This is a genomic window from Pseudoalteromonas sp., assembly GCF_036960685.1.
GTDB lineage: Bacteria > Pseudomonadota > Gammaproteobacteria > Enterobacterales > Alteromonadaceae > Pseudoalteromonas.
The window spans coordinates 14296-27650 of the sequence record NZ_JBALXK010000037.1 but is presented as its reverse complement, the minus strand read 5'-3'; the positions used below and the strand labels follow the sequence as shown (position 1 = coordinate 27650).

Here is a 13355-nt window from a genome sequence, read left to right as displayed (position 1 = left end):
GTATTGATATCACGAATTTGTTGTTTTTGTTGATCGTTTAATTGCGCACCGGCGCGTACAAAGCGTTTGTAGTAAACGTCTAACAAGCGTGTTTCTTCAGGGCTTAGTGCCATGTCTGACTCAGCGTGGATCGCTGCTACTTTATCAAATAATGCTTTATTTAAGAAAATGTTATCGTTATGCGCGGCCATTTTAGGCGCTAACTCTTTTTGTATTTCACGACGAGTTGGGTTTGAGTCACTGCCAGCAAGGTTATAAAAAATGCTGCGAGTGCGGGTTAATAACTCACCACTTTTTTCAAGCGCAACAATGGTATTTGTAAAATCAGGTTTTGCAGGGTTGTTGATGATCGCCTGCACTTCAGCCATTTGCTCCGTCATGCCTTTATTAAACGCAGGCAAAAAGTGCTCGTCTTTAATAGCATTGAAGTCAGGAGTTTCGTACTGTAATGCGCTTTTTACGAACAATGGATTAGCTGGCTGAACTTGTGCGGCTGTTGTTGCTTGCTCAGTTTGAGTATTGTTATTGGCTGTTGTTTGAGGTTCAGAACAGGCCGTTAATAATAACGCTGAACTGATCGCGGTTGCGAGTAATAAATGTTTCATTGTTTTCTCTTGTCATTTTTAAAATAAAATTGTGCCGATACTGCTCTGTAGACCAGCTAACTATATGCTGTTGTATTAATTAGCTTGCGTAATAGGTGGAGGTACGGTGTACCTTAATAGAGCCTCAGATAGTCAATGCTCCGAGCATACTGCGGATAATAGTGAATGACCTAATCCGTTGCGATAAGGTGGTTTTTGGCTGCGATAAGTGGCGAACGTTCACAAAAGTCTGAATGTTCATTACAGTCTTTAGTCATGCAACTCTGTCACTTTATAGCGAGTAACCTAAAGTAAAAAGCTGCCTATGCTGACACTATTGTCAGGTTAAAGCGCTGCACACTAGTATCGGATCAGCCTTTACAATACCTGTAGCAATCTAATTAAATTATCAATATGTTATATTGTAGCAAATGTTATTACAACTAAACTGCCATTAAGCGTATATAGAATAAACTTAAGGTTAACCCTAAAAGTATGACTCAAAAATGCCTGCCTTAGCCATTTATTAAAATAAAACCTAATAAATCAGTTGATTAAAAACAATTTATAAAAATTAATTGTTCTTAAGTTTTATTTAAGTTTCGCCCTATAAATTTTAAACATATCTTTAGTGGAGCGAACAAAAATGCTTTCAGTCCAACAATTACATCATACTCAAGTCACAGAGCCTGCGTTTGTTTGCGTTCGCGAAGGGCAGTTGTACCGTAACCGCCTTGAGAACAATATTAAGCGAGGCTTTGCATTGGCATACAATGCCAAGATCACGCATTTTATGCCGTTACTTTGCGAACTCACTGTGGCTGATGAAGTATGTACGTTAGGACTACGTTGTGCCCAACAGCCTCTATTTGTAGAACAATACCTCCCAGCTGCAATTGAACATTTTGTCAGTGCCAAGCGTGAGCAGATTTTTGAGCTTGGTAATTTATGCTCAACACATCGCAAAGCGACCTTGACACATTTTGTGTTAATGAACGAAGCACTTTACAAAAGTGGTGCAGAGTATTTGGTGTTTTGTGCCACTAAAAAAGTGCGTGCATTGCTAAAAATGCTTGGTATTAACTGTAAAGAAATCGGCTTGGCTAATAGCCAAGCGTTAGCTGAACCTGCGGATTGGGGCAGCTATTATGAAAATCAGCCAACAATTTGTGTGGTTGATTTAGCACAAGCCCACCAGTGCGTATTAAACGCCCCAGCGCTATTTAATATTAAACAGCAGTGTTTGCAAGCGAGCGAACAATTAGCTTTACAACTGGAGGCACTATGAACTGGTTAGAGTTATTACCGCATTGTGAGCAGCAGAGTCTTGTTATTAGTCATTACAATAATCAACAAATAACGCTGAGCAAAGCGAGCTGGCAAGCCGAAGCGAATAAACTGGCTGAGGTATTTACTAAGTTGAGCGGACAAAGTGTGGCTTTTCAAGTTGATAACACACCACCGTGGCTGATTTTAGATAGCTTACTGAGTGAGCTTGAAAAAGTAGCGATCCCGTTACCGGTATTTTTTACCCCACAGCAAGTACAACATAGTTTAACCAGCAGTGGTGCCACTATTTTTATAAGTGATCGTCAATATACAGCTGAAAATGCTCAGTTGGTTGCTACAGTTTCGGTATGCCAATGTTTTGTGTTGTTTTTTTACCAACTAACAGTGCAAACAAGTGTCGAGTATTTTGCTCATACCAATAAGATCACCTTCACCTCTGGCTCTACGGGCTCACCAAAAGGGGTGTGTTTATCATTGGCGAGTCAATTACAGGTTGCCACATCGTTACATCAACAAATTGGCATCGACAAACCTAAACACCTGTGTTTACTGCCGTTACCGGTGTTATTAGAAAATATAGCCGGTGTCTATGCCCCCTTACTCGCCGCTGGCAGCGTGCACTTAATGGCGTTAAATGAATTAGGTTTTCAAGGGTCACAATTAGCTCAACCAGCACAATTAATTGCGGCAATTGATAAAGTTGCGCCAAATACTTTGATTTTAGTACCTGAACTACTGAGCTGTTTAGTGCAGTTTGCTAAACAAGGTTGGCAGCCACCGGCAAGCCTTAAATTTATTGCGGTGGGCGGTGCGGTTGTCAGCAGCCAGTTGATTGCACAAGCACGCCAGCTTGGATTACCTGTATATCAAGGTTATGGATTATCAGAAGCAGCCTCAGTAGTGAGCTTAAATACGCCAAATGATGACTTGTTCAGCTGCGCAGGACGAGTATTACCGCACCTTGAAACGACTATTCGAGACGGTCAATTGTTTATTAAAGGCCCGTTATTTTTAGGTTATTTAGGGCAAGCGGCTCAGCAGCCACAGCAGTGGTATGCCACTGGCGACTTAGTGGTTGAACAGCAAGGACGTTTAACCATTCAAGGGCGTTTGAAAAATCAGTTGATCACCAGTTTTGGCCGCAATATCAGTGCCGAATGGCCTGAATCACTACTACTTAGTCACAGTGCGGTTTTACAAGCTGTCGTAGTAGGTGAAGGACGCCCTTACCTCAGTGCATTAATTTATGCTACTGAGCAGCTATCTACTGAGCAATTACACGCGCATGTGACTGCTATTAACCAGCAATTACCTGACTACGCCCAAATTAAACACTGGCATCGCTTAGTTGAGCCATTAACTTACCAAAGCGGATTGTTAACTAACAACAATCGTGCAAAGCGTGATGCCATTAATCACTTTTATCGCCAGCAAATTGCAGCGCTATATCCTTGTGAGGAAGTACTATGAACAATTTTTTTGAGCAATTACAAGCAGACACTCAAGCCGAGCGCGATTATCTATTGAGTGCACCAATTATTACTCGAGTTTTCAAAGGCCAAGTAAGCTTAACTGAATACGCGTCATTTTTAGCGCAGGCCTACCACCATGTAAAACATACCGTGCCATTAATGATGGCTGTCGGGGCAAAATTAACCGATCAACAAGAGTGGCTGCGTGAAGCAGTCGCAGAGTACATCGAAGAAGAGCTTGGCCATCAAGAGTGGATCCTTAACGACATTGCTGCCTGTGGTTTTGACAAACAACTGGTGCGCAATAGCACCCCACAGTTTGCCACTGAGCTGATGGTTGCATATGCCTATGACACTATTAATCGTAAAAATCCGTTGGGCTTTTTTGGCATGGTGCATGTGCTTGAAGGTACATCGATTGCACTGGCCGATAATGCAGCTGGTGCAATCCGTGATGTTGTGGGGTTGCCTAAAAAAGCATTCAGTTATCTGACCTCACATGGCTCGCTTGATATTGAACATGTAAAGTTTTTTGAAGAGCTGATGAATAAAATCACTGACGAGCAAGATAAGCAGGCAATTATTCACGCTGCAAAATGTTTTTATAAGCTGTACGGCAATATATTTCGTGGCCTTGATAGCGAACCATTTTTTCCAGCAAACGCGCAGGAGCTAAGTGCATGAGCGCCCCTATTTGTGTACTAACCGGTGCCACTGGCGGTATTGGCCAAGCCATAGCACGATTATTAGCTAAGCAAGGGTGGCGGTTACTTTTGGTTGGTCGCGACCACGCACAATTGCGTCAACTGCAAGGGCAATGTGAAAATGATGCTGAAATCTTTGTCGGTGATTTAAATCTTCTTGAAACACGCACCCAGCTGGCTGATTTTGCCAAGCAACTAGGAGGCGCTGCGTTATTAGTAAATAATGCAGGCGTTAATGTGATGCAAGGATTTAATGAGATCAGTGAGCAGCAGATAGACCAGCTGTTGGCGATTAACCTAATTGTGCCTATTAAGCTGTGTCAGTTATTTTTGCCTCAGATCACCGCTCATAGTGGCACTATCGTCAATGTGGGATCATCGTTTGGTAGCATTGGCTACCCTTACCAAACTTTATACTGCGCCAGTAAATTTGGCCTGCGAGGTATGACCGAAGCGCTCGCCCGTGAACTCAGTCATAGTAAAGTTCGGGTGTTGTACTTAGCGCCAAGAGCCACTGATACCGCGATTAATTCGCCTCAAGTTAGGGCCATGAACAAAGCGCTTGGCAACACCATGGATCCGCCTGAAAAAGTAGCGCAAGCATTGAGTGATTTGATCAAGTCAACCAATAGACGGCGGTTTATTGGCTTTGAGGAAACCTTATTTGCTCGTATAAACGGCATGTTTCCATCCCTAGTAGATAACGCCATTGCAAAACAACTTCCTAAAATTAAAAGTTTTTTTGTAAACTAAATTGATAAAGGTGAACGAATATGACTAAACTAATCTTAACTACATTAATATGGGCCAGTGCTTTTGTAGTACACAGTGCCAAAGCTGATTTTGCGACAGACTTACACACAGTACAAAGCCAATGGGCAACGGTTAATTATGAGTTAGTTGATGACAGCCAACTCGAGGCCTTTGAAAAACTGGTCAATACTACCGCAGAATTTACTAAAGCCAATAATGACCAAGCAGCAAGCCATATTTGGTATGGTATTGTGTTATCTAGCTATGCAGGGGCAAAAGGTGGGCTTGGCGCACTTGGTCTTGCTAAAGATGCGAAAGCACAATTTGAGCAAGCCATGAAAATAGATGCTAAAGCTTTAGATGGCTCGGCATATACTAGTTTAGCAACTTTGTACTCTAAAGTGCCTGGTTGGCCAATTGGTTTTGGTGATGACGATGAAGCCGATAAACTGTTTAAGCAAGCATTGACGCTTAACCCAAATGGCATAGATAGTAATTATTTATATGCGGCATTTTTATTCGATGAGCGTAAATACAGCGCCGCGAAAAAGCATTTGCTCATTGCTCAGCAAGCGCCAGCAAGAGCAGACAGACCAAAAGCGGATCTATATCGCCAACAAGAAATCACCGCCTTGTTGAGCAAAGTGGATAAGAAAATTAAAAAATAAAAGGCTGTTATGCATTTACTGCTAGTTGAAGATGATGAATTAGTTGCGCAAGGGTTATCGCGTTCGTTGCGCCAGCAAGGTTACAGCGTCGAACATTGCGCAACTGTTAAAGCGGCGTTGCAATGGCTGCAAAGTGATCAAATTGAGCTGGTGGTACTTGATCTTGGTTTGCCTGACGGCGATGGTATTGATGTGCTTAAACATATCAAAAAGCACCGTAAGTCTTTACCTGTGGTGATTTTAACTGCAAGGGGCAGCATTGATGATAAAGTGCTGGGTCTTGATCTCGGCGCGGATGATTACTTAGCTAAACCCTTTGATCCCGCCGAGCTGTTTGCCCGCCTCAGAGTGGCGAGCCGACGCTTAACTCAGGCGCAAAGCAGCCTGTTATCAGTTGATGATGTGGTAATGGATATTGCTGCACATACGGTCAGTTATCAACAACAACCCGTTAATTTACCCCGTAAAGAATTTATGTTGCTCAAAGCATTGTTAGAAAATCAAGGACGGGTACTGTCCAAGCAGCAACTAGAAAACAAATTGTACGAGTGGGGCGAAGAGGTAGGCTCAAACACGATTGAAGTTCATATCCATCACTTACGCAAAAAATTCCCCAAAGAATTGATTAAAACTCTGCGGGGTATTGGCTATGTAGTGGGTAAGCGTTAGTGTCGATTCAAAAGCGTTTAACCCTGCTTATACTGTCAATGGTGGTATTGACCTGCTTTTTAGCCTTTACCAAAGGTTATCGAGAGAGTATGGAGCAAGCGCAACACCTGCTTGATAACGAATTAAAAACCCTTGCACATGTGCTTATTGAGCAGCCTATTCATGGCAGCACGGTGACCCTGAGCAGTGATTTACCCGATTTAATGTTTCAAGTGTGGTTGGATCAGCGTTTGATCAGTAGCTCAGCCTTACTTAAAACCAAGCCGTTAGAGCAAAAACAATGGCAAAAAGAATTAAGCGTTGAAAACTTTGCAGGTCAACGAATGCGTGTTTATCGCCTACAGGTCGGCAATAAACATGTGCTGGTGGCAGAGCCATTAAGTAAGCGTTTTGCCTTGACCGAGAGTGTTATTTTATCAGCGATGACGCCGTTACTGTGGAGTGTGCCGCTGCTGGCAATTTTGATCAGCCTATTTGTAAAACAAGGTTTAAAGCCACTAACCCGGTTATCAAGGCAATTACAACAGCGCCAAGCAAACGACTTTACTGCTATTGATTGGCAAGTGACAGCTGCAGAGGTAAAGCCTGTTATTAGTCGTTTAAATGATTTGTTTAAACGTGTTGAAAGCGCTTATTTACGCGAGCGCTTTTTTGCCTCAGATGCAGCCCATGAATTACGTACTCCGCTTAGCAGTTTAAAAATTAATGTGCATAATTTACAAGGCCAAGGTATTGATAGCGTAGAGCTGCAAGCGATGGCTAAAGGGATCGACAAGCTGAGCAACATTGTAGAGCAAATGCTGATCCTCGGACGTACTTATCCAGAGCAGTGGCAAGCACAGTTTAATCCGCAATCAGTATTGCAAGTGAGTCAGCAAGTAGTCGCACAGTTATATGATCAAATAGATAATAAGGGTCATACTATTTCTCTCGAAGGGGAGGATTTTATTATTGCTGGAGATGAATTTACCCTCACGACCTTGTTTAGCAACTTACTCAGTAACGCGATCAAGTATACCCCTGCAAATGGCCAAATAATGATCCGCTTATTACAACAAAGTGGGCAGTGTTTATGGCAAATAGATGATTCGGGCCCGGGGATTGATGACAGTCAAAAACAGCGAATATTTAACCGTTTTTATCGCGTTGGTGGCGATAAACACGCCTCGTCAGAGCAAGGAACGGGATTAGGTATGGCCATTGTTGAGCATATTGTTGGTATTTATAATGGCAAAATTAACCTCAGTGACAGCCCATTCGGTGGCTTACGAGTTGAAGTGATGTTTATGCAAGGGAACGCGGATGAGTAAACACCTGTTAAATGTCTACTTGGTCATTGTTTTATTGAGTTCGTTGACTGTTCAAGCACAGGAATTCAAACTGATCTTAAAAGAGCACTTGTTTTACCCCGGTGAAATTGTGGTGCCGAAAAATAAAAAACTTAAGCTACTGATTGAAAACCAAGACAGCACCCCAGAAGAATTTGACAGCTTCGATCTAAACCGTGAAAAAGTACTTTATCCAGGTCGTGTTAGCGTGATTTATATCGGCCCTTTATCGCCTGGGCGCTACGAATTCTTTGGTGAGTTTTCACCTAATACTGCCCGTGGGGTAGTGATCGTTGAGGAGCAAGATAATGCTGATCACTAGCTTATTAATGAGTATCAATCAGCTACTACCGGTTGTTATTTTGTGGGTGTTATTGCACGCCATAGTTAAGTTATCGCAAAAGGAATTAGTGATCACGCTGCTGGCTGGCCTATTGAGTAGCTTTATCTATGTGCACTACGCAGCTTCGATCAGTCAGCTATTTGATCACCGAGGGGTAGAATTTAGCCAAATTGCCTTATGCGGCATCATGTTTGTAGCGGCCTTACTTGCGTGCCAACAACAACGTCAAGGCGCGGTAATCGCGATGATAAGTGTTATGATCGTGTACTTAAGTCATTACATGATTTACTTAATTAGCTTTTGGCAAACAAACGAAACCGCACAGCCATTACTGATAGGCACGGCGTTGGGCTTAGGGATCTGCTTTAGTTTCGGCACGCTTTTTTATTTTTTACTGGATGGCATAAAGCAGCGCTTTGGTAATCTGCCGTTAATTATTTTACTAGCAATGAATGCTGCGGCAAAAACATTGATCGCCCTCGATTTAGCCAGCCAAATTGATTTGGCTAATATCACCGCAAGTTATGTTGATTGGCGTGGCTTTCTTATTGAAAACTCAGAGTTAGGTCGCGTACTTAAAGCGTTAATCGGTTATGAAGCAACACCCAGTAAAACCGCGATCTGGTTATACACCATAGCAATGAGTGTATTTTTATTGGTCAGTTGGTTACTCAGTAAACGAAACTCAGTTAAGGAACCAATATGAAATTAACCGTATTGCTGTTAGCTTGTGTTGGATCACTGCTAGCAATAAGCCCCGCAGTTAAAGCGGATGGTATTGTGGTAGATAAAGTCTACCATCCTTATGTAATGCCATTTGAACGTGAGTTTGAGTGGCGCTTAGTATCGCACCAAACCGATAGTGGCAATATTTTAGCGCAACGAGTAGGGTTGGGGGGCGCATTTAACGACACCATGAGTCTTGAAGGTTATGTGGTCGGTGAGCGTGATGATAATGGTGATTTTGGTTTATCAGCTTATGAACTCGAATTACGCTGGCAGTTAGTAGAACAAGGCCGTTTATGGGCTGACTGGGGCGCTTTGTTTGAATTAGAGAAACAACACGATCAAGACGCATACGAATTTACGACCGGCTTTTTATGGGAAAAAGAATTCGGTAAAACTAGTTTAACCATGAATGCCTTTTTAGTGTATGAGTGGGGAGCCGACATTGAAAATGAATGGGAAAGCGAATACCGAGCGCAATATCGTTATCGCTATCGTTCTGAATTTCAGCCAGCTTTAGAGGTGTACGTGGGGGAAGACTTTGTAGGTGTCGGACCTGGCTTTATTGGTTTGCATCGTTTTAGCCCACAACGGCAATTAAAATGGGAAGCGGGTTTTATTACTGAAATAAGCCAATCAGAAAAAGACCATAGCTTTCGCCTTGCCTTAGAGTTCGAGTTTTAGTGTTAAATCCAGTTAAAATAAAAATAAAGAGGTTGACATAGCCAATTAACTCTATATAGTGGGCTGCAGCTAGAAAGAAAGCATGTAAGCTATAAATCTCCATTTCGATGTTGTATAAGTAATACTTGTAGTACCGTCCTGAAGTTTTTAAAGTACCATCTCCATTTTTTGCTACACCCGCTCATATGAGCAATTATTTTATTTTTATATCAGGATATTACAATGTCTAACATCGTATCAGGTACAGTTAAGTGGTTCAACGAGTCTAAAGGTTTTGGTTTCATCGAGCAAGAAAATGGCCCAGACGTATTCGCTCATTTCTCAGCAATCAAAAGCGAAGGTTTCAAAACTTTAGCTGAAGGCCAACGTGTAGAGTTCACTCTTTCACAAGGTCAAAAAGGTCCACAAGCTGAGAACATCACTCCAGTTTAATTTTACCTTCTAGGTAGAATAAGAAAAGCAAGCTACGGCTTGCTTTTTTGTGTCTGAAAATTGACGTAACTTTAACCTCTTCCTATTATCTATCTATTATCATCATCTACTGTGAGATAGATTATCTACCGACTTCTTTGGCTCGTATTTAGTTTCGCTTTTTCGGCTTTTTGCAGCGCAAAACCATTAATTACTATTTATACTGAGCAATTTCCACCTTATAACTTCTCTAATAAAGGGCAGCTACAAGGGATCAATCTTGATATTACACGTACTTTGTGCGAACGTGCTCAAGTGGAGTGTAAGTTTGAACTACTACCTTGGGCACGCGCCTACAACTTAACGCAAAAAAATCCGCTTTCAGGTTTAGTTTCAACTGCGCGCAGTGCTGAGCGAGAAGAGCTGTTTTATTGGGTTGGCCCATTAGTTTCGTCACGTACTTTTTTTTACCGCCTAACTAGCAATACACACATTAACCCAACTAACCTTAGTGAAGTAAGCGCTTATACATTAGGAGTTGTTAGAGGTAATATCTATGCAGAGTTAGTGGAGGGGATTGGCTTTGAAAAAGATAAAAACCTTCTAAAAGTGTCTCATCACTATGAATATATGAACTTATTTTTTAAAAACAAAATTGATTTAATACTAGGTTCTGAATTAACGCTAGATTATCAATTACAGCAATTTGGCCACGGTGGTAAAGAGGTTGTAAAGCTCGTAGAGCTGCCTGTGGATGCAGTTAAAGGCAATTACTTAGTGTTTAATAAAGCAGTACCACTTGAAGTTGTTGAGCGTTTTAACCAACAACTACAGCTACTCAAAGAGCAAGATAACTTAGCGCTCTACCGTAACCGCTATATGAAATAAGCTAGTTAACCAGAGTTCAGGTTAGTTATTATTAATCAGCTGCTGGTATTGCGGGGTGTTTTTGACTTTAACAAAAGCCTGACGTAACGCCTTTACCACTTTCTCATCGGTATTAATGTTTGCAGCTAAATAGCCCTCCACCGTCAATCCTTCGATGGTATGAACAAATGTCAGCGTATCAGCATTGATAGCTAATTCCTCGCTCATTGAAGCAATATAGTTAGCGTCGTCGACCACCAGATCAACTTTTTTAGCCAGTAATAACTGATATGATTTTTGAATGTCAGTGGTCTGGATCAACTCGAAGCCACGCTTTTCCAATACTTCAGATGCTAGATCGTGGCGTTGTACCGCAATCTTATAATGTTTAGCCTGATCGGTGGTATCAAGGTTTATATCACTGCGCTGCGTAAGTTTCACAAAGCCCATTTTAAACTGTGCAACTGGGCCTATCCAATGAAATAGCGGTTCACGCTTGGGCGTGCGCGCCATACTATAAATTAACGTGTTGCTGTTATGACTTGCCATCTTATAAGCGCGTGCCCATGGGTACATGCTGATTGGTGCATTGAGCTGAGCTTCTGAAATTATCATTTTTACTAATTCAGTACTGTAGCCAGTTACCTGATTATTTAACAACATTTGATTCGGCGGAGATAGCTCGGTGACAACGGTTAAATTTTGCTGCGCCACGCAATGAATACTGATAAAAAGTAGAAAAATTATGAATAGTCGCATTTATTTACTCAGTCAGGCCTAAAGTACTAAGTATAACAATAGCAAAGAAAAGGTTGATGAAACTAATAAAAATTTTGTGTTAAAACGATAAAAGGGCCTTGCGGCCCTTGGTGAAGTATCGTTCAAATCAGATAGAGCTTTAACCCCTTAAAGCTTTATCCTATTGTTTTGCAACTAAGGTTCATCTCAAAGTTTCTAAGCTAGCGAGAGGAAAAAACCTGCAATTGCGGCGCTCATAAGGTTAGCCATAGATCCTGCTAACACTGCTCTGAGCCCTAAGCGTGCGATATCCTTTCGCCGACTAGGCGCCATACCGCCTAATCCACCTAGTAAAATGGCTATCGATGATAAGTTAGCAAACCCACATAACGCGAATGTGACAATCGCTTGTGTGTGCGCGCTTAACGTATCGCGATAATTTATAAAGTCTAAATAAGCAACAAACTCATTTACTACTAATTTTTGACCAATAAAGCTGCCGGCTATAATTGCTTCATTCCACGGTACGCCAAGTAACCAGGCAACCGGTGCAAATATATAACCTAAAATCTCTTGTAGCGTCAGTGTTGGGTAATCAAACCAACCACCAATACCACCTAACAATCCGTTTAATAATGCAATAAGTGCTACAAATGCCAGTAACATTGCACCTACATTAAGTGCTAAATCCATGCCGTTAGCAGCACCTGATGCCGCAGCATCAATCACATTAACTGGTTTATCTTCAATATCATCTAAGTCGGCTAACGTATCTTTTGGTGTTTCGGTCTCTGGCACAATCATCTTGGCCATTAAGAAACCACCCGGTGCTGCCATAAAGCTGGCGGCAATTAAATACTTAAGCTCAACACCAATAATCACATAACCGGCCATTACCGACCCAGCTACGGTGGCTAAACCACCCACCATTACGGCAAACAACTCTGACTTAGTCATCGTTGCTATAAATGGTTTTACAATCAGCGGCGCCTCAGTTTGACCAACAAAAATGTTAGCTGTTGCTGATAGTGACTCTGTGCGCGATGTTTTTAATAGCTTTTGCAAGCCACCGCCGAGGATTTTTATAATCCAATCCATAATGCCGATGTGATAAAGCACTGCAACTAATGCAGAGAAAAACACAATAACCGGCAAAACTTGTACGGCAAAAATAAACCCTAAGGTATCTTGGCTAGCAAGCGGACCGAATAAAAACGCTATTCCGTCATTTGCAAAACCAATTACCGATGATACGGCTTTTGACATGCTCACTAAGGCGTTTTTACCTGCATCAAAAAACAGTACAAAACCACCGATAATAAATTGCATGGCAAACGCAATACCAACCGTTCTTAAACTAATCGCTTTGCGGTTGGTTGATGCCGCAAAAGCAATGGCTAGCAGCACGCACATGCCGACTAAGCTCATAAATGTTGTCATGTTTAGTTATTTCCCGTTGTTATTTTTGCAGTAAATATTTTATTTTACTTTTAATTATATCAATCGCAACACGATTCATACCACCGCGCGTGACCACTAAATCAGCGTTGTGCTTTGAGGGCTCAATAAACTGATAAAACATCGGCCTCACAGTTGCTTGATACTGCTCAACAACAGACTGTAATGTTCTGCCTCGTTGCTCCATATCACGTTGCATACGGCGCATCAGGCAAATATCAAGAGGTGTATCAATAAACACTTTGATATCAAATTCTTTACGTAGCGCTTTATCGCTAAGCAATAAAATGCCTTCCACTATGAGTATTTCAGCGGGCATCACAGTGCGTGTTTTATCACTGCGAGTATGCTGCGCATAATCATAGGTAGGTACTTCTACCGCTTTACCACTGCGTAATTGTGTTAAATGTTTATACATTAACTCATGTTCAAACGCATCAGGGTGGTCGTAGTTAGTTTGCGTACGATGGTCAAACGGCAAATGCGATTGATCTTTGTAATACGCATCTTCTTCGATCACGGCGATGGCACCAGGTTCAAGCTCATTAACCAATTCATTATAAATAGTTTGGCTAAAAAGAGATTTGCCCGACGCAGAAGCGCCAGCAATGGCTATTATTGTTCGTGTCACTAAAGTTCTCATCCACACAGAAGGATACA

The 13355-nt window shown here is 41.8% G+C and carries 15 protein-coding genes and 1 pseudogene; 12 read left to right on the top strand and 4 right to left on the bottom strand.

The window, feature by feature from the left end; genetic code table 11:
- Nucleotides 1-605 (bottom strand): annotated as a pseudogene (locus V7783_RS20165) (dipeptidyl carboxypeptidase II); the annotation flags it as partial.
- Between the two features lie 625 nt (nt 606-1230).
- Between V7783_RS20165 and V7783_RS20160 the strand changes: the two are divergent.
- The 12 genes from V7783_RS20160 (at nt 1231) to V7783_RS20105 (ending at nt 10520) form a co-directional block, all read left to right on the top strand.
- The gene (locus V7783_RS20160; RefSeq protein ID WP_335680264.1) at nt 1231-1872 is read left to right on the top strand and encodes a thermostable hemolysin; all 642 of its coding nucleotides are present in this window, start codon (nt 1231-1233) and stop codon (nt 1870-1872) included.
- Nucleotides 1869-3344 carry an AMP-binding protein gene (locus V7783_RS20155; RefSeq protein ID WP_335680263.1) on the top strand — a complete coding sequence of 492 codons (1476 nt, stop codon included), beginning with the start codon at nt 1869-1871 and terminating at the stop codon, nt 3342-3344. The genes V7783_RS20160 and V7783_RS20155 overlap by 4 nt, the downstream gene beginning before the upstream one ends.
- Nucleotides 3341-4030, top strand: coding sequence for a TenA family transcriptional regulator (locus tag V7783_RS20150; RefSeq protein WP_335680262.1), 690 nt, complete (start codon nt 3341-3343; stop codon nt 4028-4030). The genes V7783_RS20155 and V7783_RS20150 overlap by 4 nt, the downstream gene beginning before the upstream one ends.
- Nucleotides 4027-4803 carry an SDR family oxidoreductase gene (locus V7783_RS20145; RefSeq protein ID WP_335680261.1) on the top strand — a complete coding sequence of 259 codons (777 nt, stop codon included), beginning with the start codon at nt 4027-4029 and terminating at the stop codon, nt 4801-4803. The genes V7783_RS20150 and V7783_RS20145 overlap by 4 nt, the downstream gene beginning before the upstream one ends.
- Before the next feature lie 20 nt (nt 4804-4823).
- On the top strand, nt 4824-5471 hold the full coding sequence (locus V7783_RS20140; RefSeq protein ID WP_335680260.1) for a hypothetical protein: 648 nt from the start codon (nt 4824-4826) through the stop codon (nt 5469-5471).
- 9 nt (nt 5472-5480) lie between these two features.
- Nucleotides 5481-6140, top strand: coding sequence for a response regulator transcription factor (locus V7783_RS20135; RefSeq protein ID WP_335680259.1), 660 nt, complete (start codon nt 5481-5483; stop codon nt 6138-6140).
- On the top strand, nt 6140-7450 hold the full coding sequence (locus V7783_RS20130; protein WP_335680258.1) for an ATP-binding protein: 1311 nt from the start codon (nt 6140-6142) through the stop codon (nt 7448-7450). The genes V7783_RS20135 and V7783_RS20130 overlap by 1 nt, the downstream gene beginning before the upstream one ends.
- On the top strand, nt 7443-7790 hold the full coding sequence (locus tag V7783_RS20125) for a cupredoxin domain-containing protein (protein ID WP_335680257.1): 348 nt from the start codon (nt 7443-7445) through the stop codon (nt 7788-7790). Before V7783_RS20130 ends, V7783_RS20125 begins: the two co-directional genes overlap by 8 nt.
- Nucleotides 7777-8517, top strand: a complete 741-nt coding sequence (locus tag V7783_RS20120) for an iron transporter (RefSeq protein WP_335680256.1) — start codon at nt 7777-7779, stop codon at nt 8515-8517. Before V7783_RS20125 ends, V7783_RS20120 begins: the two co-directional genes overlap by 14 nt.
- Nucleotides 8514-9221, top strand: coding sequence for a hypothetical protein (locus tag V7783_RS20115; RefSeq protein WP_335680255.1), 708 nt, complete (start codon nt 8514-8516; stop codon nt 9219-9221). Before V7783_RS20120 ends, V7783_RS20115 begins: the two co-directional genes overlap by 4 nt.
- 222 nt (nt 9222-9443) lie before the next feature.
- On the top strand, nt 9444-9653 hold the full coding sequence (locus tag V7783_RS20110; protein ID WP_016706454.1) for a cold-shock protein: 210 nt from the start codon (nt 9444-9446) through the stop codon (nt 9651-9653).
- 120 nt (nt 9654-9773) lie between these two features.
- A complete protein-coding gene (locus tag V7783_RS20105) occupies nt 9774-10520 on the top strand; it encodes a substrate-binding periplasmic protein (protein ID WP_335680265.1) in 747 nt (248 codons plus the stop codon).
- 21 nt (nt 10521-10541) lie between these two features.
- Here V7783_RS20105 and V7783_RS20100 read toward each other — a convergent pair whose 3' ends face one another.
- From V7783_RS20100 to udk, 3 genes are all read right to left on the bottom strand, one after another.
- Nucleotides 10542-11213: a substrate-binding periplasmic protein gene (locus V7783_RS20100; protein WP_335680254.1), complete on the bottom strand. Its 672-nt coding sequence runs from the start codon at nt 11211-11213 to the stop codon at nt 10542-10544.
- Between the two features lie 240 nt (nt 11214-11453).
- Nucleotides 11454-12677 carry a NupC/NupG family nucleoside CNT transporter gene (locus V7783_RS20095; RefSeq protein ID WP_335680253.1) on the bottom strand — a complete coding sequence of 408 codons (1224 nt, stop codon included), beginning with the start codon at nt 12675-12677 and terminating at the stop codon, nt 11454-11456.
- A 19-nt stretch (nt 12678-12696) separates the two neighbouring features.
- The gene (gene udk / locus V7783_RS20090; protein ID WP_192542729.1) at nt 12697-13326 is read right to left on the bottom strand and encodes a uridine kinase; all 630 of its coding nucleotides are present in this window, start codon (nt 13324-13326) and stop codon (nt 12697-12699) included.
- Nucleotides 13327-13355: the final 29 nt, after the last annotated feature.